This window comes from Alterinioella sp. B-7 (genome assembly GCF_056857775.1).
This window is the reverse complement of the sequence record NZ_JBSXNT010000028.1, coordinates 13,775-39,362: the sequence shown is the minus strand read 5'-3', so window position 1 is coordinate 39,362 and position 25,588 is coordinate 13,775. Positions and strand designations below refer to the sequence as shown.

Sequence of the window (25,588 nt, the reverse complement as noted above, 5' to 3'; positions counted from 1 at the left end):
CTGGCGACACGACTTGTCCGATATTGGAAAGAGGCTCTTCGAAGAGCCTCGACAAGAGCTTTGGAAAGCTCTTGCAATCGCGGGGTCGTCCCCCGCGGGAGAAAAGCCGCATCGACGCGGGCGCGCGCGCCTCAGGCCGCATCCTCGCGTTCCGACGCCTGGCGCACCCACATCGAGGCATAGCGCCCGTCGGCCTCCAGCAACTCCTCATGCGTGCCATGCTCGGCGATCTGGCCCGCCTCAAGCACGATGATGCGGTCGGCATGAACCACGGTGGACAGCCGGTGCGCGATGGTGATGACCGAACGTCCCTGCCCCATCATCTTCAACTCTTCCTGGATCTCCTGCTCGGTCTCGGTATCCAGTGCCGATGTCGCCTCGTCGAGCAGCAGGATCGGCGGATCCTTCAGCAGTGTCCTTGCAATCCCCACCCGCTGCTTTTCACCGCCGGACAGCTTCAGACCGCGCTCGCCCACGGCCGTTTCATACCCCTCGGGCAGCGATTTGATGAAGCGGTCGATCTTGGCCGCTTTCGCCGCCGCCTCGATCTCGGCGAAGCTGGCCTCGGGGCGGCCATAGGCGATGTTGTAGCGGATGGTGTCGTTGAAGAGGACGGTATCTTGCGGCACCACGCCGATGCGCGCATGCAGGCTCTCCTGCGTCACGTCGCGCAGGTCCTGCCCGTCGATGCGCACCGCGCCACCATCGACATCATAGAAGCGGAAGAGAAGCCGCCCGATGGTCGATTTGCCCGAACCGGAAGGGCCGACCAGCGCCACGGTTTCGCCCGCGCCGACCTTGAAGGACAAGCCTTTCAGGATGGGCCGCGCCGGGTCATAGCCAAACTCCACATTGTCGAACTCGACCTCTCCCCTGGGGCAGTCCAGCTCCCTCGCGCCGTCACGATCCACCACATCGGCGGGCTGGCCCAACAGGTCGAACATCTCGCCCATATCGACCAGCGCCTGCCGGATCTCGCGATAGACCGTGCCGAGGAAGTTCAGTGGCAAGGTGATCTGGATCATGTAGGCGTTGACCATGACGAAATCGCCCACCGTCAGGTCGCCACGCTCGACCCCCATGGCCGCCATCACCATGACGATGACCAGCCCCACCGTGATGATCACGGATTGGCCGAAATTCAGGTAGCCGAGCGAATAGGCCGTGCGGATCGCGGCATCCTCATAGCCCGCCATGGCGCTGTCATAGCGCGCGGCCTCGCGCTTTTCGGCCCCGAAATACTTGACGGTCTCGAAATTGAGAAGGCTGTCGATGGCCTTCTGGTTGGCATCCGTGTCCTGGTCGTTCATCTGCTTGCGGATCTTCACCCGCCATTCCGTCACCTTGAACGTGAACCAGATGTAGATCGCGATCGTGACGGCGACGACGACGAAATACCAGATGTCGAAGATCACGGCGAGGACGACGCCGATCATCAGAAGCTCCAGCACCAGCGGCCCGATGGAAAAGAGCATGAAGCGCAGAAGGAACTCGACCCCCTTCACGCCCCGCTCGATGATGCGGCTGAGGCCCCCCGTCTTGCGGGTGATGTGGTAGCGAAGGCTGAGCGCGTGGATATGCTCGAAGGTCTCCAGCGCCAGTTGTCGCAATGCGCGCTGGCCGACGCGGGCGAAGATCATGTCGCGCAACTGCGTGAACCCCACCGACATCGCCCGCGCCATGCCATAGGCCACGGTCAGCCCCACGGCCCCGATGGCCAGCCAACGGGCGGGGTCGGCCTCGCCGGCCAGCACGTCCACCGCGTCGGCATAGAGGAAGGGCGTGTAGACCGAGATCAGCCGCGCCACCACCAGCATCACCAGCGCCCAGATGACGCGCGGTTTGACCCATGGGTGGGTGTCGGACCACAGGTAGGGCGCGACGCGCTTGATGGTGCGCCAGCCGGATCGGCGGGCCTCGGCGCCCGAGGGCTGGTCGGTGATCGTGGCTGGGGGCATGGGCGGGCTTTTCGGCTGGCGGATGTCGGGAAGGTGCAGATTATGCGCAGCCCGCCCGGATGACCAGATCATCCGGACGCCTCCCGCTTGTGCGTTTTTGCATTACTCGGCGGGGACCGCGTCGGGGATCGCGAAGATCTGGCCGGGATAGATCCAGTGCGGGTCGCGGATCAGGTCGCGATTGGCCTCGTAGACCTGCACATAGAGCACCCCGTCGCCCAACTGATCGCGCGCGATACCCCAGAGCGTGTGGCCCGGTTGCACCGTGATGACCGAGACTCCTTCGCGCTGCGGCAGCGTCGCCAGCAATTCGGGTTCCTCGCGCAGGAAGGGGGTTTCGACACGGCTGAGCACATCGCCGGTTTCGCTGACCTCGTCGACGCGCAGCGTGTAGGTGCCGGGGTCGACCTGCGGCAATTGCGTCGACCAGCCGCCGCCCTCGTCGATCTGCGCCAGTTGCACCGGCTGGTTGTCGAGATAGAGCCGCACATCCGAGCGCGCGGGCCCGCGCCCCGCCAGCACGACCTCGCCACCAAGGTCATAGGAGATCGTGTCCAGCACCACCTGCGCCTGCGGCTGCGGCCCGCCGGTCTGCACCACGCGGATGCCCTCGCTGTCGGCGATCATGACGGTGGGGGCCTGCGGGGCCTCCGGCACGTCGGGGGCCGGGGGCGCATCGGCAAGATCCGCCCCGGTCGGCGCGGGGCCTGACAACGCAGTTTCGACCGCGCCGGACTCGACCAGCGCGGGCGGGGTCACGGCAGGCGCGGGGCTGCTGCCGGTCGCTTGCGTGTCGGTCTCTGCCACGCTGGTCTCTGGGGGCGTCGGGCCCGTTCCGGCCTCCGGCGCCGCTGTCCCTGTCTCGGTCGTCGCGGGCGTCCCGGCGTTGCCTGCCGTGGCGGGATCGGTGGCCGGGGGCTGCGGCGCGGCGATGGCGCTGTCGGTTGTGGCCTCAGCGGCCCCGGCGGCGGTCGCTCCCGTATCCGCGCCGCCTGACGGCGTGGGTTCGGGGGCCTGTGCCGCCGGGTCCACCGTGCCGGGCGGCTCGGCCTCCAGCATCGCCAGATCGGTCACCGCATCGGGCGCGGCTGCGTCGGTCTGCGGCACATCGGGGACGGCGGGCGTCTCCGCCGGGGCCGCTGCCTCGGGCTGGCCGGGATCGGCGGTTCCTGTCGCCGGGGCCTCGGTCGCGTCCGGGTCGAGCGCCGCGATGTCTGTCGTTTCGGGGGTGGCAGGCGTCTGGGGCTGCGCCGGACTGTCACCTGCCACGGGATCGGTGGCTGCCACTACGGGGGCGTCGGGCGTAGCGGTGGACGGCGTCTCTGCGGCGGGGGTCTCGGCCAACTCGGTCTGTCGCGTGGCGGGCGCGGGCTCCGCCGCATCGGATGCGACCGTCCCCTGCCCGCCCGGTGCCGCCGGCAGGTCGGGCGCGGCCAGTTGCGGGGCTGTGGGCGCGGCGGGGGCCGCATCGCCCGCCAGGTTCGCGGCGAGGTCGAGCGCATCGCCGCCCGGATCGGGCAGCATGGGCGAGGCATCGGCGACCGCCGTGGTGGTGGTGGTGGTGGTCGTCGGCGAGATGATCACGCTTTGATCCGAGACGAGGACCGAGCCGCCCTCCATCAGCATTTCGAGGCTCAGAACCTGCGGCAGGTCCGAACGCGGGATCGACAACATGGCCACGAAGGAGCCGGTGCCATCGCTGCTGGCCTGGTGTATCTCCTCGCCATCGAGACGCAGGCGCAGATCGGCATTGGCCTCGGCCCGGCCCGCGATCACGGCGCCGCCCGCCGCATCGACGCGGACGAGATCGAAACGGGGCGCGACCGGAGGGGCCGCGTCCGGCGCCTCGGGGCTGTCCGGCGCGGGTTCAGCGACCGTCTCAGGCTCTGGCGCGGCCTCCATCGGGGTCTCCGGCGCCGCCTCAGGCAGGGGCGGCGCAGGGTCGGTCGTCTCGGGCAGGCCCGTTACCTCGACCTGCGGGGCCGGATCCTGCGGGGCGTCGGTTTCGCCAAAGTATTGATAGCCAACGGCCCCCGCCACGACCAGCGTGGCCGCAGCACCTGCGGCGATCATGCTGCCGCTCAGGCCGGATCCAGACCAGATTGCCATTGCGTCGACCTCTCCCCGATCGGGGCCGCCCTTCCCCAGAAGGGTCAGCCCTGTTGTGTGACCTTATCAAGAGGTCTATCACGGGTCAAAACACCATATCTTGGGGTGCTTCACCAATGACATATTCCGTTTGTGTGTATTGCGGGTCACGCTCCGGCGCGCGCGACACCTATGCCGAGGATGCCGCAAAACTGGGCACCGCTCTGGCCGAGGCCGGGATGCGGCTGGTCTACGGGGCGGGCGATGTCGGGCTGATGGGGATCGTGGCGCGCGCCGCGATGGCCGCGGGCGGCACCACCTTCGGCGTCATCCCCGATCACCTGATGCGGCGCGAGGTCGGCAAGCGCGACCTGCACACCTTCATCGTCACCGAGACGATGCACGAGCGCAAGAAGGTGATGGTGATGAATGCCGATGCCATTATCGTGCTGCCCGGTGGGGCCGGGTCGCTGGACGAGTTCTTCGAGGTGCTGACATGGCGTCAGCTCGGCCTGCATGACAAGCCGATATTCCTTTTGAATTCAGAAGGCTACTGGGACAAGTTGAGAGGCTTGCTGGATCATATCGTCGATCAGGGGTTCGCCGATGGCAGCCTGCTGGAGTTTTTCCAGACCGCCAGCGACGTGCCCGGGGTCATGCAGGCGCTGTTGCGCGCCGCGCGCTGACGCCCCATGATCACCCAAGCTCAGCTTTCCGGCGTCGTGGCTTCGGCGATCCGCCTGGCCATGTCATCGACGGTGTGATTGGTCAGGGTCAGGTCGGCCTCGGCCACCACCTTGTCGGTCACTTCCTTGTGCAGGTCCCGGCGCAGTTCACCCAGAAGTTTCGGCCCCGCAACCAGGATGATCCTCTCGAACCGGCCCTTGCGCACCTGGTCGAGCAGCAGATCCGCGAGGTCGGCGGCAAAGCGTTCCTTGGCCAGCCAGTGCCAATCGGTGTCCTGAACCGCCGAGCGCTGCACCTGCGGGCCATCATTGTAGCGGCCTGGCGCGTGGGTGCCCTGTTCGCGGCTTGGCGGGTTGTCCTGCACCTCCTCGCGGCGCACCTCCAGCCTCGGGGTTTCGGCATCGCCGATATTCTCCAGCAGCAACGCCTTTTCGCCATCGGCCACCATCACCCAGGTGCCCATCTTGAGCGGCGAGCGGTTCTTGCGCGTGTAATCAATCTCGGGATGTTTCAATCTGGGGTCTGTCATGACTTGCCTTTCTTGTCCGTCGCGGTGTCGATCTCGTCGGATTTGCGGACACGGGTGGCGGCTCCGGGCTTGTCGATACGCTGCTTCTTCTCGTCCCGCGTGCCGACCTTGCGCTCCAGGTTGCCGTCGGCGCGGCCCTGCTGGCCCGGCTGATCAAGATCGTCGGTAAACTTCTCGGTCTCCTTGACGCCGTCCTTGCTGCGATGTCGGTCTGCCATGTCGTCCTCCAATCATGAAAGCTGTCTGGTAAAACGCGAGGGCATGCGGGGGGGTTCCGGTGGACGGACAAGAAAAAAAGGCCCGCCGGGTCGGCGCGTGTTGCCGAAGGTCGGTGTGACCGGAATGCTCCCGCACATCGGCGGCACGGTCCGGTTGAGCGCCGTTCCCGGTCTTGGTCACGACGGGCGATCCATCCCGTGATCCGGACCGGCCGGCATCAGCCCGGATCAAACGGCCCGAGGATGGCAGCGTACGGCGCCGCTGGCTGGCGCTACATATGAAAAACCGGCCGCGAGGGCGGCCGGTTTGCGCTGCGTTTCCTGGGCCGGGCTGCGGGCCCGGCGGTTGCCCGCCGGATCGCCGCTCCGCGACGGTCAGGAGGCGTGGTCTTCGCCGATCACGACCGAGGCTTCCATCCCGGCCTGACGGTGGCCGGGCACGTTGCAGGCGATGATCAGCTCGTCCTGGTCACCGCTGAAGGTCCAGACGATCTCGGAGGTCTCGCCGGGTTCCAGAAGACGGGCATTTGCATCGACATGCATCATGCCGGCTTCCAGCATCCGGTCATGGCGCAGTTCGCGCACGGTCATCATGCCGTTCTGCATCATCGTGCGCATTTCCTGAAGATGCGCGTCATGCATCTCATCGGTTCCGATGGCGAATTCATGGACGGCGCGACCGCTGTTGATCAGTTCGAACCGAACCGTCTCGCCGCGCTCGAATTCATAGGCGTCGGGCGTGAAATACATCTCGCCCATATCGACCTGAATCACGCGGTCCACATGCGAGATGTCACCGGCCTGCCCGATATTCGGGGTCTCATCATGACCGGGCGACGCCAGGGCGGCTGTTCCGCCGAAAGCCAGAAACGGTACCAGCGCGATACCGGCCAGACGGGCGATGCTTGTCTTGCTCATTTCTTGGTCCTTTCCAATTCTTAGACCTGACGAGGCAGCGATTCTGCCGACGTCCATTCACCCTTTCACGCGCGGCCTTGAGCAGGTGCTTGCAATCGGGATTGACGAGACTTTAGCGCCAAGCCGTGTGCCGCGCATTGCGCTAGATCAAATAGGATTACCTCGCATATGCAGAAACCCCCGCGCGCCCAAGAAACATTGCGTCAAATCAACGCGGCAATGCAGCATTTCCCATGATTTTTCGTGTATCAGGCCCGGATGCGGCGCACCCGGATGCGGCGCAAAGGAAAAGGCCCGCCGGGTCGGGCGGGCCTTTGTCGATCTTCTTCTGCGTCGCGCGTCATTCACATCCGGCTTGCGACGTTTTCCCAGTTGACCAGGTTGTCGAGGAAATTCTTCAGGTAATCCGGCCGCTTGTTGCGGAAGTCGATGTAATAGGAATGTTCCCACACATCGCAGCCAAGCAGCGCGGTCTGGTTGAAGCATAGCGGGTTGACGCCGTTCTCGGTCTTGGTCACGGCCAGCGATCCGTCCGCGTTCTTGACCAGCCAGCACCAGCCCGAGCCGAACTGACCGGCGCCCGCGGCGGAAAACTGCGACTTGAACTCATCGACCGAGCCAAACGCCTCGGTCAGGGCCGATTCCAGCTCGGAGGGCATGGCGCTGCTGCCCGGTCCCATCATTTCCCAGAACTGGTTATGGTTCCAGAGCTGGCTGATATTGTTGAAGATCCCCGATTGCGCCACGGCATTGGCGTCATAGGTGCCCTTGATGATCTCCTCCAGCGATTTGCCGTCCCACTCGGTCCCCTCGATGGCCTTGTTGCCATTGGTGACATAGGCGTTGTGGTGGATGTCGTGGTGATATTCCAGCGTCTCCTTCGACATGCCCTTATCGGCCAATGCGTCGTGAGCGTAGGGAAGATCGGGAAGTTGGAAAGCCATGGGTCGCGCCCCTTTTTTGTTCACATCTCTATTGCTTCACACATGGAGTGTGGGATGCCCCGAGGTCAAGCCCGACACCGCAAAAAACGCGCCGACTCATCCCATCGATCTGGGGGGATGGAATGCGACCAGCGCGAGCGCAACATCGGTTGGCCCCGGGACGGGACTCCAACGCAGCCCGCGCAGCGTTGGTTCCAAGTCAATCGCCGATGGCAACGACCTGCGGGATCGGATCGAAGAAGGCGCAGAGGTATTCGTTCAGTGCATCGGACTTGACACGTCGGCGGCCTGAGATGGGCAGGAAGGTCAATTCACCCAAGAAGACCTCGGTGTCGCGCACATAGGTGTCGACGCGGACATAGGGAAACTTCTTGCAGATTGCGGCGGCGGCATTGCGCGCTTTTTCAGCCCCCTTCGGCAGGTCCACCTCGGCCTTATTGGCGCGATGAAAACTGTGCGGCATGTAATTGAGATTGCCGTCAAAAACCGGATTGTTGCGAGCGTCGGTGCCCCGTCCGCTATCAATCTGTAGCATTGCCACCTTGCCATTGATACAGTGAAAGCGGAAATCTGGGACGATCTCGCCCTCCTCCCAGCTGAGGTCTTCCTCGATGAACACCTTGCGATCGATGAAACGATACCACCATTGCGAGGTATAGGTGCCGTGATCGCCGGCAAGCCACTTGGCGCAGGTTTTCTTGTACGCGGCCATATCCGTATCGGAAATCGGCGCCTTGGCGCGGATCACATGGGTGGAGCCGTGGTTCGACTTGATCACATAGCGACCCGGTTCGAGGTCGGCCTGGTCCAGGTCATCCGCATCCGAATAGGCCGCGAAGACCTTGGGCGGGCGGATCTTGCTGCTGACCCCTTTCGGGATATACTCACCTACCAACAGTTTGTCGGCGGGGTTCACGCGTGGCATCGGTGAGATGATCGAGTTCAAGAGCGTCATCGCCGTGAAATCGCGTGCCTCGCGGAAATCGGGAAACACGCCTAGCGCGCGAAAGTAATTGCCGATCCCGCGACGCATCGCACGCCAGAAATCCTTGGGCGTCAGCATGTCATGCGCGATCATCCAGTCCTTGGCCGGGACCGTGGGCGCGGTTTTCAGGCATTCCTCGTACCAGTCGAGGAAATCGACCGCGTATTCCTGCAAGTATGTCCAGCCCGTCGCCTCGAAGGTGCGCTTGTTATAGAAGGCCTGCTCATCGAAATGGCGCATCTGCCCTGCCTCATGTTTTCTGCTCGTTTTTTGTTAGGCATGAATCTGCCCGCCGGGGCGGGTCAGGTCAAGCTTATCCACAGGCAAAACCGGCAGGGGTGGCAGAGGAGCCATAGTGCACGGGCGACATTGGGCCGCCCGCACAGGAAGTCTCAGCCGAAATAGCCGACCCTGCCGCTGTCATCGGCAGAGAGGGCCAGGATGTCGAAGACATATTTCGCCACGGATCGAAAGGCGATGACCGAGATCTCGTCCGCCTCGCTCAACCAGATCGCGGCGGGCACCTGCGCCAGCCGCGTGCGGCGCATCTCGCCTGCCTTGAAGCTCTCGGGGTGCAGATCGACCGGGGCAAGCTTGGCCAGCGCCTCGCGCGCCCCCGGCCCCGTCACGCGCAGCATCACGCGGGCATCCGAGACGTTGACGGCGAGGATATGCTCGCCCTCCAATGCCGCCTCCAGCTCCGCGACCACGGCGTTTGCCTCTGCGTGGGGGCAGAGGATCAGCACCTCGTCGCGGGCCATCCAGGCCACGGCGCGGTCGTCCTTCTCGACGATCTGGCGCCGGTCGGGCAGGCCCGGCCCCACCGCCTCCAGCGCCGCCTTCATCTTGGCCGATCCCAAATCGCCCTTGAGCGTGACCATGCCCTGCAGCCCGGCCTCCTCGACGCGGGTTGGCCCGTCCGCCACGGCCCCGTTCAGCGCGCTGACCTCAAACATTCTGCTTCTCCCCGTCCTTGTCGAAGAAGACCGGATCGACGATCTTCGCCGCGACCGTACCGCCATCGACCTTGTTGAATTCGACGATATCGCCCATCCGGTCCGGCCCGTTCAGGACCAGCCCCATGGCGATACCGCGACCCAGGGTGGGCGAATGATAGGTCGAGGTCACCCGCCCCTGCACATTGCGCTGGTTGTTGGCATTGGTCCCCGCCGCGATGCAATAGGCGCCATCGGGCAGCGTCGAGCCGTCAGTCGTCTCCAGCCCCACCAGTTTCCAGCGGGTCGGATCGGTCATGTGGCTGCGCGCCTGCGCGCGTTTGCCCAGGTAATCCTCTTTCTTCTTCGAGATCGCCCAGTTCAGCCCCAGATCCTGCGGGATCACGGTGCCGTCGGTCTCGTCGCCGATCATGATGAAGCCCTTCTCGGCCCGCATGATATGCAGCGCTTCCGTGCCGTAGGGGGTGATGTCCCATGTCCCCCCGGCCTCCAACGCGGCATCCCAGAAGGCGCGGCCCTGGCTGGCCGGAATGGCGATCTCATAGGAGAGTTCCCCCGAGAAGGAGATGCGGAAGACGCGGGCGTCAAAGCCCCCGATCCGTCCCTCGGCCCATCCCATGAAGGGCAGCGCCCCGGCGCTCAGATCCATATCGCCGCCCATCTTCTCCAGCAGTTTCCGGGCGTTCGGGCCAACCACGGCAATCTGGGCGAATTGTTCCGTGATGTTGACGGTGTGGACCTTCCAGTCCCACCACTCGCATTGCAGCCAGTCCTCCATATGGGCGTGGGTATGTTCCGCCCCGCCCGAGGTGGTGTGGACAAGAAACGTGTCCTCATCCAGCCGCGCCACGACACCGTCATCCATCAGGAAGCCGTTTTCGTTGCACATGAGGCCGTAGCGGCATTTGCCGGGTTTCAGCGTGCTCATCATGTTGGTGTAGAGCATGTCGAGGAACTTGCCCGCATCGGGGCCTTTGACAAGGATCTTGCCAAGCGTCGAGGCATCCAGCAGCCCGAGCGAGTTGCGCGTCGCCAGAACCTCGCGATGCACGGATTGGGCGTGGCTTTCACCGGTCTTCGGATAGGTATAGGGACGCCGCCAATGGCCGACGGGTTCCATATAGGCACCCTGGTCCTCGTGGTAGTCATGGATCGGGGTGCGGCGCAGCGGCTGGAAGGTGGCATCGCGCGCCTCGCCCGCGATTGCCCCCATCGAGATCGGCGTATAGGGCGGGCGGAAGGTGGTGGTGCCGACAGCCGGAATCTCTGCATTCAACGCATTAGCCAGTGTCGCCAGTCCGTTGATATTGCTGAGCTTCCCTTGATCCGTCGCCATGCCGAGCGTGGTGTAGCGCTTGGTATGTTCAACGCTTTCATAGCCCTCCTGGGCGGCCAGCCGCACATCCGAGACTTTCACATCATTCTGGTAATCCAGCCACATCTTCATGCGTTTCGCGGGGCCCGCGCCCTGCGGCATGATCCAGACCGGGGCCATGGGTTCTTCATGCGGGTCATTGGTGCCGGCTGCGTCCGCGTCCGGCAGGGATCGCCCGAGCGCGTCGGCGGCGGCGCCCGCCGCGGTCTCCGCATCCGCCAGCACGTCGCCGGCGGTTTCCGCGCCCGAGGCCGCGCCCGCCGTGATCACGAAGGGCTTGCCGTCATGCCCCGTGGGGGCGCGGGTGGCGTCGGGGCGGAAATGGGATCGCTCGGCGTCCCAGATCAGCTTGCCGCCGCAATGCGACCACAGATGCACGACCGGGGACCAGCCGCCCGACATGGCGACCGCTTCGCACGCGATCTCATCCGTCGCGGCGCCCTCGCCCGCCTGCGCGCAGAGCACGACGCCGGTGACGGATTTCCGCCCCTTGACCTCGGCGATGCCGGTGCCGGTCAGCACACGTATCCCGGCCTCACGCGCCGCCTGCGGCAGGTCACCGGTGGCCGAGGGCCGCGCATCGACGATGGCGGGCACCGCGAGCCCCGCCTCGTGCAGCACCAGCGCGGTGCGGTAGGCGTCGTCAGTATTGGTCACGATCACGGTGCGGTCACCGGGCGAGATGCCCCAGTTGACCACGTAGTCGCGCAGGGCCGAGGCCAGCATCACGCCGGGAATATCATTGCCCGCGAAGGAGAGCGGACGCTCGATCGCCCCGGTCGCGGTGATGATCTGACCGGCACGGACCCGCCACAACCGATGGCGCGGCCCGCCCATCTCGGGCGCATGATCGGTCAGCCGCTCATAGACCAGCGCATAGCCATGGTCATAAACACCGGAGGCCATGGCACGGGTGCGGATACGGACATTCTCCATCCCTTCAAGGGCTTGCAGCGTGTCGTTGATCCACTCCTCCGCCGGTTTTCCACCGATCTCGACCCCGTCAACCGGCGCGCGGCCACCCCAATGGGCGGTCTGTTCGACCAGCAGCACGCGCAGACCCGCCTGGCCCGCGCGCAGCGCCGCTTGCAGCCCCGCGATACCGCCGCCCGCGACCAGCACGTCGACATGGGCGTAGAAATGTTCATAGCGATCCGCGTCGCGATCCTTGGGCGCGGCCCCGAGGCCCGCGGATTTGCGGATCACCGGCTCGAACACATGCTTCCAGAACGGGCGCGGGAACATGAAGGTCTTGTAGTAGAACCCGGCGGGCAATAGGCGCGGCACCATCGCGTTGACCGCGCCCACGTCGAAATCGAGGCTCGGCCAGTGGTTCTGCGTCTTCGCGGTCAGCCCATCGAAAATCTCGGTCGTGGTGGCGCGCTGGTTAGGCTCGAACCGCCCGCCCTCGCCGATCCCCATCAGGGCGTTGGGTTCCTCCGCGCCGCTGGCGACCACGCCGCGCGGGCGGTGATACTTGAAGCTGCGCCCCATCAGCGTCTGGCCATTGGCCAGGAGCGCCGAGGCCAGCGTATCGCCGTCATGCCCCGACAGGCGCTTGCCGTTGAAGGTGAAGGTGCGGGTCGTGTGACGGTCGATCAGGCGACCGCCCGAGGCAAGGCGGGTGCTCATGTCTCATGGCTCCAATCGGGGCGCTTCGCCTTGATGGCGGCGATGACGGTATCGGGAACGGTGCTGGTTTGCGCCGTGTAGGTCGCGAAGACCTCCAGCGTGTTGGTGCAGCGGGCGGCGTGGAACCACTTGCCGCAGCCATTGGCGTGCCGCCAGCGTTCGAAATGCACGCCCTTGGGGTTGGCGCGGTGGAACAGGTAGCCTTCGAATTCCTCATCCGAGGATCCGGGGCCGAAGCGCTTCAGATGCGCCTCGCCACCGGCGGAAAGCTCGGTCTCGTCGGCCATGACGCCGCAATTGGGGCATTCGAGGATCAGCATGTCACTCTCCGATCGGGCATGAAAAACGGGCGGCAGGCCAGATGGCCGCCGCCCGGACAGAGCTGTTGCAGGAATAGCGCCGAAAGGGCGCGCGCGGCGTCAGCCGCCGCCTTCCACTTCGCCTTCGATGGACCCGCCGCCGGGCAAGTCGATCTGGATGTCGGGCTCGTCAAGCGGGTTCTCGCCGCCCGAGAAGACGACCCAGGCCAACACGCCAAGTGCCACGACGACGGCGCCGAGGATGAAGGCCAATCCGGTATTGCCGCCGGAGGAATTATTGTTGCGGTCTGCCATCGGGTCTGCTCCTTCTTGATGTCAATCGAGAAGGCAACGTGTGGGGTTCGTGCAGGGTTCCCGGTCGCCCCGGGCAGGGCGCGGGTTTCCGCCGAGGCCCCGCACGGCAGGACCGGGCGACCCTTGCAAAGGGGGCCGCCCGGTCCGCGCGCATCAATAGGCCGGCGCGGCGGGTGCGACCGGTGCGGGGTCTTCCTGCACGACAACAGGCGGAGCGCCCGCGCCGCCAGGGTGGACATCCGTGGTCGTGCCACCCGGCCCGAAGACCAGCAGCGCCAGGATGATGAGGGCTGCGATCCCGATAAGGATGCGCCAGCCGCCGCCACCGCTGCGCGATGCCGAATAGTCGATGCGCTCAGGGTGTCTTGGGGTAAGATCGTCTGGGGTATAGTACATGTCGCGACCTCCTTTCGCTGATGAAAGGATAACCGCGCGCCGCAGTCGCGCGTTCCGCAGGCCGCGACGTCCTGCCGAAACGGGCCAGAACATGCGGGTTTCTGCACCGCGGATAGGCCAGAACTGGCCGTGTTCACGCGAATGTGAGGATCGGTCGCGGAACATGCCCCCCCTCCGCCGATCGCGCGCCACGCCGGAAAATCCTTCGGGAAGGATTTTCGGACCGAAGAATTTTCAGGAAAATTCTTCATCAATGCGCCACCCCCGCCGCGACGCTCTCATCAATGAACCGCCCCTCGCGGAACCGGTTGAGGCCGAACTCGGCGGTCAGCGGCGAATAGCCCCGCGCCATCAGCTCGGCAAAGCCCCATCCCGATCCGGGGATCGCCTTGAACCCGCCCGTGCCCCATCCGCAGTTGAAGAACATCCCCTCGACCGGTGCCTTGGAGATGATCGGCGAGCGGTCGCCCGTCACGTCCACGATGCCGCCCCATTGGCGCAGCATCTTGAGGCGCGAGATCATCGGGAAGGTCTCGACCAGGGCGCGCACGGTTTCCTCGATATGGTGGAAGCTGCCGCGCTGCGTGTAATTGTTGTAGCCATCCGTGCCGCCGCCGATCACCATCTCACCCTTGTCGGACTGGCTCATGTAGCCATGCACGGTATTGGCCATGACGACGCAATCCATGCAGGGCTTGATGGGCTCGCTGACCAGCGCCTGCAACGCCACCGATTCCATCGGCAGGCGAAAGCCCGCCATCTCGGCCAGTACGCTGGAATGCCCCGCCACCACGACGCCCAGTTTCTTGCAGCCGATGGTTCCCCTGGTGGTCTCCACCCCCGTGACCGCGCCGTTTTCCGTGTTCACGCCGGTCACTTCGCATTTCTGGATGATGTCCATCCCCATGTCCGAGCACGCCCGCGCATAGCCCCAGGCCACGGCGTCATGGCGGGCGGTCCCGGCCCGCGCCTGCCAAAGCGCACCCAGGACCGGATAGCGCGGCCCGTCGATATTGATGATCGGCACGATCTCCTTGACGCGCTCGGGCCCGACGAACTCGGTCTTGACGCCTTGCAAGGCGTTCGCGTGTGCAGTGCGGGTATAGCCGCGCACCTCGTGTTCCGTCTGCGCCAGCATCAGCACGCCGCGCGGCGAGAACATGACGTTGTAATTCAGGTCCTGGCTCATCGTCTCGTAAAGGCTGCGCGCCTTCTCGTAGATCGCCGCCGAGGGGTCTTGCAGGTAATTCGAGCGGATGATCGTCGTGTTGCGCCCCGTGTTGCCGCCGCCAAGCCAGCCCTTCTCGATCACCGCGACATTGGTGATGCCGAAATTTTTCCCGAGGTAGAAGGCGGTGGCCAGACCATGCCCGCCCGCGCCGACGATGATCACGTCATAGGCGCGTTTGGGTTCCGGCGAGGCCCAGGCCCGTTCCCATCCCTGGTGATAGCGGGCCGCCTCTCGGGCGATGGCAAAAGCGGAGTAGCGGCGCATGGGGGTCCCCTCATGACAGATCAGGCTGACACTTAATGATCTGTGGCGACGGAAAAGTAACATCACGGCGCGGCATTTCGATTGGAAAAAACGACAGTGCGACATGTCGCGCCGGATGCGCGCGGGGCTTTCGGATCGGGTCGTGCCGGGGTAGAGAGTGCGCAACATCCAATTGGTGGAGGGCGCATGGGGTTCTGGTTGATGGCGGGTCTGATCGCGGCGCTGGAGATAGTCCGCGCGGCCGGAACCGGGCTGGAGGACGCCCCGTGATCTGCGACGGAATCGAAAGCTTCGCCGCCGCCCTGCCGCCCGCGCGCGCGTTGATGGGGCTGGACCTTGGCACCAAGACCATCGGCGTTGCCGTCTCGGACCCGTTCCTGGCCATCGCCACGCCGCTGGAGACCGTCCGCCGCATCAAGTTCACCCAGGACGCCGCCGCGCTGCAAAAGATCATCGCGCATCGCACCATCGGCGGCATCGTGCTTGGGCTGCCCTTCAACATGGACGGCAGCGAGGGTCCGCGCGCCCAATCGACCCGCGCCTTCGCCCGCAACCTCGACCGTCTCACCGACCTGCCGATTGCCTTCTGGGACGAACGCCTGTCCACCGTCGCCGCCGAACGGGCGCTGTTGGAGGCGGATACGTCGCGCAAACGTCGCGGCGAGGTGATCGACCACGTCGCGGCGGGGTATATCCTGCAAGGGGTGCTGGACCGGCTGGCGCATCTGAAAGGGGCTGCGGGATGAGTGACGAGATATGGCAACGCAACGAGGTGGAGAGCCCCTGCGTCAAGATCTGCGTCGTCCACCCCAACGCGCGCATCTGCATCGGCTGTTTCCGCAGCGTCGAGGAAATCACCCAGTGGAGTCGCATGAGCCACGCGGAGCGCACCCGCATCATGGATGAGTTGCCCAACCGCAAGGGCCAGGTCGCGCAGCGCCGGGGGGGACGGGCCGCGCGGCTGAAACGGTCCTGATGCGGGGATATGCCGGGGGACTCAGCGCCCCTCGAACTTCGCCGGCCGCTTGTCCAGGAAGGCCACCACGCCTTCCCGGAAATCGCGGGTGCGGCCACATTCGCCCTGCAGCCGCGCCTCCAGCATCAGTTGTTCTTCCATCCCGTTGGCCAGGCTTTCCCGCATCGCCTGCTTGATGCGCGAGAACGCCTGGGTCGGACCGCTGGCCAGGTGATCGGCCCGGGCGCGCCAGTGATCCTCGAACGCGTCATCGGCGACGGCCTCCCAGATCAGGCCCTGGTCGGCGGCGTCGCGCGCCGCCAGCTTGTCGGCGAAGAGCGCCAGACCCATCGCGCGGGCCAGCCCCAGTTTGCGCGGCAGCACATAGGTGCCGCCCGCATCCGGCATCAGCCCGATCCTGGAAAACGCCTGCATGAAACTGGCGCTCTCAGTTGCGATCACTACGTCACAAGCCAGCGCCAGGTTGGCCCCGGCCCCGGCAGCGACCCCGTTGACGGCGGCGATGACCGGCACCGGGCAGTCCGCGATGGCCAACAGGATCGGCGTGTACTCGTCGCGCAGGAGGCGTTCGAGGTTGATATTGTTCAGGTTCCCGGTATCGCCCAGATCCTGCCCGGCGCAGAAGGCCCGCCCCTCGCCCGTCAGCACGACCGCGCGCGCCTCACCGCTCGCGCGCTTGACCGCGTGCAGCAGCTCCGCCCGCATTTGCGCATTCAGCGCGTTCATCACATCGGGCCGCGCCAGCGTGATCAGAGCCACGCCATCGGTCAGGTCGTAGTGGAGGGTCTCATACTGCATCGCGCGGGCCTGTCTGTTGCGGGGGGTGCCCCACGTGAATAGGGCCAGAGCGCGGGCGAGGAAAGCCGAAACGCCGCGTCAGTCGTCCATCAGTTGCGCCAGCCGCCTGTTCCTCGGGGCTCACCCCCTCGGGCGACATGGCAATGAATGAACAGCCCATTGATTGCTTGCAGCCAGCCCCGTCGCCATTGTCGCCCGGACCAATGGCGCAATAATGGCGCCCCCCCGAGGATGTTTTCAGAACAAGGAAGGGGGCCTGCGCGCGCCTGTCCCGCTTTGGGAAGAACCCGCGGAATTGCGCAGAACCTCCACAGTTCCGCCCGAATCCGGTTGCATCACACCCCTTCAAGACAAGGGGCACGCCACATGCCGGTTTACACGATCTACACGCTGGAAAGCGCCAACATCACCGTCTCGGGCGGCGAACAGCTGTCGGGCATCACGCAGGGCGACGGCTCGCACCTGATGGGCGAGACGATCACGCTGAACAGCAACGATTGGATCGCGGTCGATATCGACGACAGCAATGACAGCAATTTCGACGATTCCGACACATCGCAAAGCCTGGAGAACGCGATCTCCTATGACGGGACGGCCTATGCGTCGGGGCTGCGGGTCGAATCCGAATACAAGATGATCTTGCAGGATCCCGACGGCAACACCTACACGGTGCTGGCCTTCAACATCAACGAACCGGGCGTGACCTCCTACGCCACGGTCGAGGGGCTGGCCTTTGTCGGCGGCGTCGGCGGCTTTCCTCCGATCGGCGTGCCGCTGACGGTGATCTCGACCGGCGAGGGGCCGAGCGACCCCTATTCCAGCCTCGCCACGCCCCCCTGCTTCACCGCCGGGTGCCTGATCGACACGACGAACGGACCGGTCCCGGTCGAGACGCTGGAGGTTGGCGACCTGGTCGAGACGCTGGACCACGGGCCGCAGCCCATCCGCTGGATCGGGCGGCGCAGGTTCCCGGCGGCCGTCTTGCAGCGCGAGGCCGGATTCCGACCCATCCTGGTGCGCAAGGACGCGTTCGGCCCCGGCCAGCCAGGCGCCGATATCCGCCTCTCGCCGCAGCATCGCGTGCTGGTGCAGGGCTGGCGCGCGGAACTGATGACCGGGGAGGCGGAGGTCCTGGTGCCCGTCAAGAAGCTGGTCAATGACACCAGCATCCGGGTTTGCGGCGCCGGGACGGATGTCACCTATGTCCACATCCTGTTTGACGGGCACGAGATCGTCACCTGCGACGGGTTGCTTACGGAGAGCTATTTCACCGGCGAGACCACCCCCGATGCCACAGACACGCGGGCCGAGATCCTGCGCATCTTTCCCACGCTTGGCGGCAGCATGGACATGGCCGCAGCGCGTCCTGTCGTGTCGAACACCAGCGCGGCGCTGCTGGCCCCTTGATCTAGCGCCCCCGGAACAGCCCGCCCAGGATGCCGCGCACCACGGCGCGGCCCGACTGGGTGCCGATCTGGCGCGCGAAGCTCTTGGCAAAGGCCGTGCCGACGCTGTCGGAGCGGAACGAGCGGCGGCGGGCGGGCGTGCTGCCGCTCGACCTGCCGACGCGGTTGCCGGAATAGCGCCGGCCAGCCTGGTATTCGCGTTCCGCCGCGCTCTCGGCCGCCTCCTCGGCCTGCTCGGCCTCCTCGGCTTCACGCGCCGCGGCCTCGGCGCGGGCGGCGAGAATCTCGAATGCGCTTTCGCGGTCGATGGCCGTGTCGTATTTGCCCGCGACGGGCGATCCGGTCATCACCGCGCGGCGCGCATCCGGGTCAATCGGCCCAAGCTGCGACGAGGGCGGGCGGATCAGCGTGCGCTGCACCACCCCCGGCACGCCCTTGCGCTCCAGCATCGAGGTCACGGCCTCGCCGACGCCAACCTCGCGGATCGCATCCTCGGTGTCGAAATCGGGGTTCTCGCGGTAGTTTTCCGCCGCCTGCCGCAACTCGCGCCGGTCCTTGCCGGTGAAGGCGCGCAGGGCGTGCTGCACCCGGTTGCCTAGCTGGCCCAACACATCCTCGGGCACATCCGCCGGATTCTGGGTGATGAAATAGACCCCGACCCCCTTGGAGCGAATGAGGCGCGCGACCTGTTCGACCTTGTCGATAAGCGCCTTGGGCGCGTCGTCGAACAAGAGATGCGCCTCGTCGAAGAAGAAGACCAGCTTCGGTTTGTCCGGGTCGCCGACCTCGGGCAGGATCTCGAAAAGCTCCGACAGCAGCCACAGCAGGAAGGTCGCGTAGAGGCGCGGGGAGTTCATCAGCTTGTCGGCGGCCAGGATGTTGATGCGGCCAAACCCGGCCTCGTCATGGGTCATGATGTCGGACAATTCCAGCGCCGGTTCGCCGAAAAGGCGGTCGCCGCCCTGCCCCTCCAGCACCAGCAGCCGCCGCTGAATGGCCCCGATCGAGGCGGTGGAAACATTGCCGTAGCGCAAGGACAGCGTCTTGCGGTTCTCGCCCACCCAGACCAGCAGCGATTGCAGATCCTTGAGGTCGAGCAGCGCAAGCCCCTGTTCGTCGGCGACGCGGAAGGCGATGTTCATGATGCCTTCCTGGGCCTCGCTCAACTCCATCAGCCGCGACAGCAGCAGTGGACCCATTTCCGATATGGTGGTGCGCACGGGATGGCCGACCTCGCCGTAGAGATCCCAGAAGGTGACCGGATAGGCGCGATAGGCGTAATCGGTGAAGCCGATGGTGCCCGCCCGGCCCATGAAGGCGTCATGCAGGTGGAAATCGGCCCGGCCCGAGGCGCCGAGGCCGGAGAGATCGCCCTTCACATCGGACAGGAAGACCGGCACGCCCTGCGACGCAAAGCTTTCGGCCAGGATCTGCAGCGTCACCGTCTTGCCGGTGCCCGTGGCCCCCGCGATGAGGCCGTGCCGGTTGGCGTATTTCAGCAGCAGGTGCTGCGGCTCGGCGTAGCCTGCGCCCCCGCCGCCGATGAAGATCCGATCCGTCATTGCCTGCCCCCTCGTTGCCGCTCCGGCGCTTAAGTCGCCGGTCACAATACATTCTTAACCCTATTGTGCCAGTCTGAGTCTCGTGCCGGGCACGGAATGATCCCGCGTCCCGGCATGAACTTCCTCCCTGTTAACTGGCCGCGCCGCATTGGCGCGGTTCTTTTTCTTGCGCCCCACCCGCCACGCGCCACGCGTTGGCCCAAACCGCTTTGAAAAAATTGACCGTTTCGGACCTTTTTCCCTGTTGACGCAACGCCGGTGTCCCCATAACGTGCGCTCATAAGTCGGCCAGTCCGACAGGGAGAGAATAAAAAATTCTGAAAAGGGCCCCATCTGCGGGCCCTTTTTACTTGGCCCATGAAGGGCTTGGCGAAAACGGGCCGATGGCGGCGCTCCGCGCCCGCGCGCCGGTGCATTTTGCGCCTGACAGTATCACGCGGCCATGTTAGCCAAGGACCGAACATACCGTTTTCTTCGCATCCATTGACGAGGCGTTCACATGAAACTGACCATCATCACCGCAGCCGCTTTGGCTGGCCTCCTGTCCCTGCCGCTGGCCGCACAGGAAACCGAAACCACAGAAGGCAGCGGCGACACGCTCGGCCTGTCCACCGGCACGCCCGAAGTGGGTTCCACCTACCTGGAGGCCGAATTCGGCGATTGGGAAATGCGCTGCGTGACCGCGCCCGAAGGCCAGCCCGACCCGTGCCAGCTCTACCAGCTTCTGCGCGACCAGGACGGCAACGCCGTGGCCGAGTTCAACCTCTTCGACGTGCCCAATGAAGGTGACCTTGCCGCGGGCGCCACCATCGTCACGCCGCTGGACACGCTCCTGACCGGGCAATTGCGCATGGCCGTCGACAGCGCGCAGCCGCGCGTCTACCCGTTCAGCTTCTGCCAGCCCATCGGCTGCTTCGTGCGCCTCGGCCTGACCCATGGCGACCTGGATGCGTTCCGCGCCGGCAACGTGGCCACGATCGCCATCGTGCCGCTGCCCGCGCCCGACCAGGTGGTGGCGCTTGGCCTGTCGCTCACGGGCTTCACTGCAGGCTTCGAGGCGCTGGAGGCCTATAATGCCGAGGCCCGCGTGCAGATGGAGGCGCTGATCGGCACGCCCGACACCGAAAGCACCGAAGCGACCGAGTAACGCGAGGCGCGTTCATCAATTCCAAGGGCCCGCCGGAGTTTCCGCGCGGGCCTTTTTCCGTGTCACCCGGCGTGATCGGCGGCGATCCGGGCCAGGATGCGCAATGCGTCCCCCTCGCGGCCCTCGGGCACAAAGATATGGTCATGGTAGAAGCCCGCGACCGGGTTCACGCCCATCCCCGCCTTCGCCAGTTCCGTCGCGATCACCGCGATGAACCCCACCGCCTCCAGCGCCGAATGCACATCGAGCGTGATCATCCGGCTTGGAAACTCATAGGCCAGCCCCGCCGCCTCGGCCTCGGCCCGTGTCACGATCAGCGTGGTGCCCTCGGCCTCGCGGAACACCATGCGCGCGGTGACGCCCTGCGGGATCGGCCCGGTCAATGTGGCGAAGACATACGTGTCCGGCACAAGCGTGGCGCGCAGTCCGGCCAAGAGCTTGCCCAGATCGGTCTCACCGCTCATGGGGCCGCCCGGAAGGCCAGCACCGCGTTCAGCCCGCCAAAGGCGAAGGCATTGGACAGGACCGCCGTGACCCGCGCCTCGCGCGCCTCGTTCGGAACCACGTCCAGCGCGCATTCGGGGTCCGGTTCCTCGTAGCCGATGGTCGGCGCGATCACCCCGTCGGTCAGCGCCATGATGCAGGCCAGCGCCTCGACCGCGCCGGTGCCGCCGATCAGGTGGCCGTGCATCGACTTGGTGGACGAGATCATCAACGCGTCGGCGTGATGGCCGAACACATCCGCCACGGCGGCGCATTCGACCTTGTCATTCGCCGCCGTCCCGGTGCCATGCGCGTTGATATAGCCGACATCCTCGCGGTTCAGCCCGGCATCCTTGAGCGCGCCGGCCATCGCCCGCGCCGCGCCCTGCTTGGACGGCATGACGATATCGGCGGCGTCCGAGGTCATGGCAAAGCCGACCACCTCGGCCAGGATCTCGGCCCCGCGCGCCTTTGCCCGCTCCAGCGTCTCGAAGACGAAGACGGCGGCCCCCTCGCCCTGCACCATGCCGTTCCTTGTGGCGCTGAACGGGCGGCAGCCATCCTTGGACATGACGCGCAGCCCTTCCCAGGCCTTCATGCCGCCAAAGCACAGCATCGATTCCGAGCCGCCCGTCACCATGACATCGCACATGCCCGACCGGATCATCCAGAACGCCTGCCCCATCGCGTGGTTCGACGAGGAGCAGGCGGTGGCGACGGTAAAGCTCGGGCCCTTGAGGTTGAACTCCATGCTGACATGGCTGGCCGCCGCGTTGTTCATCAGCTTCGGGACCACGAAGGGGTGCACCCGGTTCTTGCCGTCCTCGTAGACGGTGCGGTAATTCTCATCCAGCGTCTGCATGCCCCCGCCCGAGGTGCCAAGCACGACGCCCGAGCGCGCCGCCAGGTCGCCGCTGAACTCCAGCCCGGACTGCGCAATCGCCTCGCGCGCGGCGATCAGGGTGAACTGGGTGAAGCGGTCATAGAGCGAGATCTGCTGCCGGTTGAACAGCGCCTCCGGGTCGTAATCCTTGATCTGCCCGCCAATGCGCACCGCCAGCCGGTCGAGGTCGCGCATCTCAAGCTCGCCGATGCCGCAGCGCCCCTCGGCCATGGCCCGCTTGGTCGCGGCCACATCGGCCCCGAGCGCGTTGATCGTGCCCTGCCCGGTGATGACGACGCGCCTCATCTCTGCTCGGCCACCAGCGTCTTGACCGCCGCGATGATGGTCTCGACCGAGGAGATGTCGAAGGGGCTGTTCTGCGGCTCGTTCGCGTTGAAGGGAACCTGGATGTCGAACTCCTCCTCGATGGCGAAGATGTTTTCGACAAGGCCGAGGCTGTCGATGCCGAGATCGTCCAGCGTGGCGTCGCGGCGCACGTCCTCGGGCTCGATCACCGCCTGTTCCGCGAGGATCGCGATCACCCGTTTGTCGATTGTGTCAGTCATGGCGCCTGATGCCTGTGCGGGTCCGGTTCAGGGATGGACTTAGTCACTCGAGCCCGGTTTTGAAACGGCTTTCTGCAATGCCGCGACGGTGGCGGCCAGCCGCGGCAGGCGGCGCAGGGCCTTGTAGGTCTCGACATGGGTTTCCATCTTGACCGCCGGATAGCCCAAGACGGCCCGACCCGCCGGCACGTTCGACAGGATCTTGGTGCCGCCGCCCGCAACCACGTCCGACCCGATAGTCAGGTTGTCGGCAACGCCGACCTGGCCGCCGAACACCACCCGGTCCCCGATCGTGGTGGAGCCCGCGACCCCGACCAGTGCCGCGAAAAGACAGTGTTCACCGGTCACCACGTTATGGGCCAGGTGCACAAGGTTGTCGATCTTGCAGCCATTGCCCACCACGGTGTCGCGGATGGTGCCCCGGTCGATGGCGGCGTTGGCCCCGATCTCGACGTCATCGCCGATGCGCACCGAGCCGAGCGAATGGATACGGGTCCAGCTCTGGTTCGCGGCCTCGACCTGGCCCAGGCTTTCGCGGACCTGCTCGACGGTGGATTTCTCGGGCGTCACGAAGGACATCCCGTCATTGCCGACGGAGGCGCCGGGTTGCAGGATCACGCGGTCGCCGATGCGCACCCGCGCGCCGATGCGCACCCCTTGCAGGATCAGCGCGTCATCGCCGATCACCGCGCCTTCGGCAATGCTCACATGGCTGGCGATGCGGCCCCTGGCCCCGATCCGCGCGCCGCGTCCGATCACCACGAACGGGCCGATTGCGGCCCCGATGCCGATTTCGGCGGAGGGGTCGATGATGGCGGAGGGATGGATCCCCGGCGCGATCTCGGGCCCCGGATCCAGCGCCGCGGTCAGCCCCGCCATGGCATAGCGCGCGCGACCCACGAAGATCGCCGCCTCAAGCCCCGCGCCCTGCCAGTCGGTGCCGGGCGACAGCACCGCGGCCCTTGCGTGGCCCCTGGCCAGCCCCTCGACATATTGCGGAGCCATGGCCAGCGCCAGGTCGCGCGGACCTGCCGAGGCGGGTTCCGCCAGCCCGTCAATCTCAATGTCCAGCGCGCCCTCCGCCGAGGCCCCGAGAGCCTCGGCAATCTGCCGGATCGTATGTGCCATGTCTCTGCCCTCCAGCGACCGCCGCTTTCGGGCAGAGCTTTAGCTTGAGACCGAGCGGAGTTCCACCCCGGCCTCTTCCATCGCGCGCCACAGACGCGCGTCGCGGTCATAGACGTCGCGGCGGAAATGCAGCGCGCCATCTTGGTCCACAAAGCTGGTCCAGTAGACGATATGCACCGGAATCTGCGTGGCCAGATCGACCTGCGTTTCCTGGCCGGTGCTCAGGATGCCGTCGAAATAGCTCTGCGGCGACGCCTCCTGACGCGCCAGCAGGTGATAGGCCAGTTCCAGTGGGCGCTGCACGCGCACGCAGCCATGGCTGAAGGCGCGGCTTTCGCGCTCGAACAGGCTGCGCGTCGGTGTGTCGTGCAGGTAGATGTTGTGCCGGTTCGGGAACATGAACTTGACCCGGCCAAGCGCGTTGTTCGGCCCCGGCGGCTGGCGCAGGTCGAAGGGGAAGTTGCGCCGAGTATATTGCGTGAAGTCGATGCCCGTGCGGCTGACCGGACGACCGCCGCGCATCAGCTCCATTTGCGCCGCGCCGCCGGGATTGGCCTGCATCTGCGGCAGGTATTCATTCACCGTGATCGAGCGCGGAACATACCAGCTCGGATTGATGACCATGTGCTCCATGACGTCCGAGAACTCGGGCGTGGCACGATCCTCGGGGCTGGCACCGACGACGACGCGGGTGGAAAAGCTCACCTCTTCATCGTCGATCACAAAGGCGTGGAAATCGGGGATGTTGACCAGGATATGCCGGTCGCCCCGGTTCGGGTCTTCCCAGTTCAGCCAGCGCTGACGTTCCATGCCCAGGATGATCTGGCGCAGGCGCTGTTCGGGCGCCACGTTGATTTCCTCGAGCGTGCCGGTCCCGGCGACGCCATCGGCCTCCAGCCCGTGGCGCACCTGGAAAAGCTGGACCGCCGCCTGCAGTTCCGCGTCATAGACGGCGGTGGCCGAGCGATCCATGTAGCCCATCGCGATCAGGCGGTCGCGCAGGGCAACCACGGCAGGACCGCGCGCGCCAAGCTCCAGTCGGCCGCCGCGCACGGGTTCGCCCCACCCGCCATTGCCGATCACGCGCTCCATTTCCATCATGCGGCGTTGCAGGTTGACATATTCGGGATGCGCGGGCGGCAATGCGCGCATGAAATCATGCGGATCGCCCTGCATGAGACCGGTCAGCAGATCGGTGGGGTCGCGGCGCGGAAGCTCGCGCGCGATGACGGGGATGATATCGCCGGGCTCCAGCATCCCGGACTGCACGTCGCGGGCATAGGCCAGGAACATGGTCGAGGCCAGGATCTCGGCCTGGCCCCGCGCATAGGCGTTGTCGGCATCCATGAAGGCCGCGCGCAGCGTGTCGGGGTCATAGCGCGACACCGGCAGCCCGTGATCGGCGGCCCCCTCCAGCGCGGTCAGAAGCGCGTTGCGCCGGTCGGCATCCTCGGTCCGGGTCCAGATCGGCTCGAACGCGCGCCCGCGGTAGAACTCGGCCAGCCCGTCCTCGGCGGCAACGCCTTCCGCAATGGCCTGGCGGAAGGCCGTGACCAGCGCCGAGGCCGGGGCCGGAATCAGAAGGGTCAGTGTGAGGGCGAGGGCCAGCAGCGAAAGCGGCAGTCGGCGGAAGCTGAAAAAGGTCATGGATCACCTGTGCGCGTAAAGAGGTCCGTCATTTATAGGCATGAACCCTGCCAGACGCCCCCCCGCCTGTCTATTCACGTTTTTGAAACGCAGGCGCGCTAAACTGCCGAAATCATGGCAGGAAAACCGCCCTCATCGCGCGCCGGGAAATCGGCCAAGCCCATCGGATCATGGTCCTTTTTGGCAAGATTCTGCCG

The 25,588-nt window shown here is 65.7% G+C and carries 25 protein-coding genes; 5 read left to right on the top strand and 20 right to left on the bottom strand.

What is annotated here, in order from left to right; all coding sequences use genetic code 11:
- Positions 1 to 131: 131 nt before the first annotated feature.
- Both AC13C7_RS07830 and AC13C7_RS07825 read right to left on the bottom strand, forming a co-directional pair.
- Entirely contained in the window at positions 132 to 1,958 is a 1,827-nt protein-coding gene (locus tag AC13C7_RS07830; protein ID WP_482867131.1) for an ABCB family ABC transporter ATP-binding protein/permease, read from the bottom strand.
- 102 nt (positions 1,959 to 2,060) lie between these two features.
- On the bottom strand, positions 2,061 to 4,067 hold the full coding sequence (locus tag AC13C7_RS07825; protein WP_482867130.1) for a LysM peptidoglycan-binding domain-containing protein: 2,007 nt from the start codon (positions 4,065 to 4,067) through the stop codon (positions 2,061 to 2,063).
- Positions 4,068 to 4,183: 116 nt separating this feature from the next.
- Between AC13C7_RS07825 and AC13C7_RS07820 the strand changes: the two genes are divergently transcribed.
- Positions 4,184 to 4,732 (top strand): LOG family protein, encoded by a 549-nt coding sequence (locus tag AC13C7_RS07820; RefSeq protein WP_172319412.1) that lies wholly within the window; start codon positions 4,184 to 4,186, stop codon positions 4,730 to 4,732.
- A gap of 20 nt (positions 4,733 to 4,752) precedes the next feature.
- On the opposite strand, the gene AC13C7_RS07815 is transcribed toward AC13C7_RS07820, so the two are convergent.
- From AC13C7_RS07815 to AC13C7_RS07765, 11 genes are all read right to left on the bottom strand, one after another.
- Positions 4,753 to 5,262 carry a host attachment family protein gene (locus tag AC13C7_RS07815; RefSeq protein WP_482867129.1) on the bottom strand — a complete coding sequence of 170 codons (510 nt, stop codon included), beginning with the start codon at positions 5,260 to 5,262 and terminating at the stop codon, positions 4,753 to 4,755.
- Positions 5,259 to 5,480: a hypothetical protein gene (locus AC13C7_RS07810; RefSeq protein ID WP_172319413.1), complete on the bottom strand. Its 222-nt coding sequence runs from the start codon at positions 5,478 to 5,480 to the stop codon at positions 5,259 to 5,261. Before AC13C7_RS07810 ends, AC13C7_RS07815 begins: the two co-directional genes overlap by 4 nt.
- 375 nt (positions 5,481 to 5,855) lie before the next feature.
- Positions 5,856 to 6,398 (bottom strand): cupredoxin domain-containing protein, encoded by a 543-nt coding sequence (locus tag AC13C7_RS07805; protein ID WP_482867128.1) that lies wholly within the window; start codon positions 6,396 to 6,398, stop codon positions 5,856 to 5,858.
- Between the two features lie 344 nt (positions 6,399 to 6,742).
- A complete protein-coding gene (locus AC13C7_RS07800) occupies positions 6,743 to 7,342 on the bottom strand; it encodes a superoxide dismutase (protein WP_482867127.1) in 600 nt (199 codons plus the stop codon).
- A gap of 199 nt (positions 7,343 to 7,541) precedes the next feature.
- On the bottom strand, positions 7,542 to 8,567 hold the full coding sequence (locus AC13C7_RS07795) for an ATP-grasp fold amidoligase family protein (RefSeq protein ID WP_482867126.1): 1,026 nt from the start codon (positions 8,565 to 8,567) through the stop codon (positions 7,542 to 7,544).
- A 152-nt stretch (positions 8,568 to 8,719) separates the two neighbouring features.
- A complete protein-coding gene (locus tag AC13C7_RS07790; RefSeq protein ID WP_482867125.1) occupies positions 8,720 to 9,283 on the bottom strand; it encodes a sarcosine oxidase subunit gamma in 564 nt (187 codons plus the stop codon).
- On the bottom strand, positions 9,276 to 12,290 hold the full coding sequence (locus AC13C7_RS07785; protein ID WP_482867124.1) for a sarcosine oxidase subunit alpha family protein: 3,015 nt from the start codon (positions 12,288 to 12,290) through the stop codon (positions 9,276 to 9,278). Before AC13C7_RS07785 ends, AC13C7_RS07790 begins: the two co-directional genes overlap by 8 nt.
- Positions 12,287 to 12,610, bottom strand: coding sequence for a sarcosine oxidase subunit delta (locus tag AC13C7_RS07780; protein WP_172319419.1), 324 nt, complete (start codon positions 12,608 to 12,610; stop codon positions 12,287 to 12,289). Before AC13C7_RS07780 ends, AC13C7_RS07785 begins: the two co-directional genes overlap by 4 nt.
- A gap of 99 nt (positions 12,611 to 12,709) precedes the next feature.
- Entirely contained in the window at positions 12,710 to 12,904 is a 195-nt protein-coding gene (locus AC13C7_RS07775; RefSeq protein WP_172319420.1) for a hypothetical protein, read from the bottom strand.
- A 153-nt stretch (positions 12,905 to 13,057) separates the two neighbouring features.
- Positions 13,058 to 13,300, bottom strand: coding sequence for a hypothetical protein (locus AC13C7_RS07770; RefSeq protein WP_172319421.1), 243 nt, complete (start codon positions 13,298 to 13,300; stop codon positions 13,058 to 13,060).
- A 250-nt stretch (positions 13,301 to 13,550) separates the two neighbouring features.
- Positions 13,551 to 14,795: a sarcosine oxidase subunit beta family protein gene (locus AC13C7_RS07765; RefSeq protein WP_172319422.1), complete on the bottom strand. Its 1,245-nt coding sequence runs from the start codon at positions 14,793 to 14,795 to the stop codon at positions 13,551 to 13,553.
- 266 nt (positions 14,796 to 15,061) lie between these two features.
- On the opposite strand from AC13C7_RS07765, the gene ruvX reads away from it, so the two are divergent.
- Both ruvX and AC13C7_RS07755 read left to right on the top strand, forming a co-directional pair.
- Positions 15,062 to 15,541 carry a Holliday junction resolvase RuvX gene (ruvX, locus tag AC13C7_RS07760; RefSeq protein ID WP_172319423.1) on the top strand — a complete coding sequence of 160 codons (480 nt, stop codon included), beginning with the start codon at positions 15,062 to 15,064 and terminating at the stop codon, positions 15,539 to 15,541.
- Positions 15,538 to 15,771, top strand: coding sequence for a DUF1289 domain-containing protein (locus AC13C7_RS07755; protein ID WP_482867123.1), 234 nt, complete (start codon positions 15,538 to 15,540; stop codon positions 15,769 to 15,771). Before ruvX ends, AC13C7_RS07755 begins: the two co-directional genes overlap by 4 nt.
- A 21-nt stretch (positions 15,772 to 15,792) precedes the next feature.
- On the opposite strand, the gene AC13C7_RS07750 is transcribed toward AC13C7_RS07755, so the two are convergent.
- Positions 15,793 to 16,569: an enoyl-CoA hydratase-related protein gene (locus AC13C7_RS07750; protein ID WP_482867122.1), complete on the bottom strand. Its 777-nt coding sequence runs from the start codon at positions 16,567 to 16,569 to the stop codon at positions 15,793 to 15,795.
- Positions 16,570 to 16,935: 366 nt separating this feature from the next.
- Here AC13C7_RS07750 and AC13C7_RS07745 point away from each other — a divergent pair, with 366 nt between their 5' ends.
- The gene (locus AC13C7_RS07745) at positions 16,936 to 17,976 is read left to right on the top strand and encodes a Hint domain-containing protein (RefSeq protein ID WP_482867121.1); all 1,041 of its coding nucleotides are present in this window, start codon (positions 16,936 to 16,938) and stop codon (positions 17,974 to 17,976) included.
- Position 17,977: 1 nt separating this feature from the next.
- Here the strand turns inward: AC13C7_RS07745 and AC13C7_RS07740 are convergent, their stop codons facing one another.
- Positions 17,978 to 19,537: a helicase HerA-like domain-containing protein gene (locus tag AC13C7_RS07740; RefSeq protein ID WP_482867120.1), complete on the bottom strand. Its 1,560-nt coding sequence runs from the start codon at positions 19,535 to 19,537 to the stop codon at positions 17,978 to 17,980.
- A gap of 499 nt (positions 19,538 to 20,036) precedes the next feature.
- Here AC13C7_RS07740 and AC13C7_RS07735 point away from each other — a divergent pair, with 499 nt between their 5' ends.
- Positions 20,037 to 20,684, top strand: coding sequence for an invasion associated locus B family protein (locus AC13C7_RS07735; protein ID WP_482867119.1), 648 nt, complete (start codon positions 20,037 to 20,039; stop codon positions 20,682 to 20,684).
- A gap of 62 nt (positions 20,685 to 20,746) precedes the next feature.
- Here AC13C7_RS07735 and AC13C7_RS07730 read toward each other — a convergent pair whose 3' ends face one another.
- From AC13C7_RS07730 to AC13C7_RS07710, 5 genes are read right to left on the bottom strand one after another with little or no spacing between them, the layout of a single operon-like run.
- A complete protein-coding gene (locus tag AC13C7_RS07730) occupies positions 20,747 to 21,148 on the bottom strand; it encodes an ACT domain-containing protein (protein ID WP_446120480.1) in 402 nt (133 codons plus the stop codon).
- Positions 21,145 to 22,356: a beta-ketoacyl-[acyl-carrier-protein] synthase family protein gene (locus AC13C7_RS07725; protein ID WP_172319430.1), complete on the bottom strand. Its 1,212-nt coding sequence runs from the start codon at positions 22,354 to 22,356 to the stop codon at positions 21,145 to 21,147. Before AC13C7_RS07725 ends, AC13C7_RS07730 begins: the two co-directional genes overlap by 4 nt.
- A complete protein-coding gene (locus AC13C7_RS07720) occupies positions 22,353 to 22,616 on the bottom strand; it encodes an acyl carrier protein (RefSeq protein WP_482867118.1) in 264 nt (87 codons plus the stop codon). Before AC13C7_RS07720 ends, AC13C7_RS07725 begins: the two co-directional genes overlap by 4 nt.
- Before the next feature lie 39 nt (positions 22,617 to 22,655).
- Positions 22,656 to 23,744: a UDP-3-O-(3-hydroxymyristoyl)glucosamine N-acyltransferase gene (lpxD, locus tag AC13C7_RS07715; RefSeq protein ID WP_482867117.1), complete on the bottom strand. Its 1,089-nt coding sequence runs from the start codon at positions 23,742 to 23,744 to the stop codon at positions 22,656 to 22,658.
- 39 nt (positions 23,745 to 23,783) lie between these two features.
- Entirely contained in the window at positions 23,784 to 25,391 is a 1,608-nt protein-coding gene (locus AC13C7_RS07710; RefSeq protein ID WP_482867116.1) for a L,D-transpeptidase family protein, read from the bottom strand.
- Positions 25,392 to 25,588: the final 197 nt, after the last annotated feature.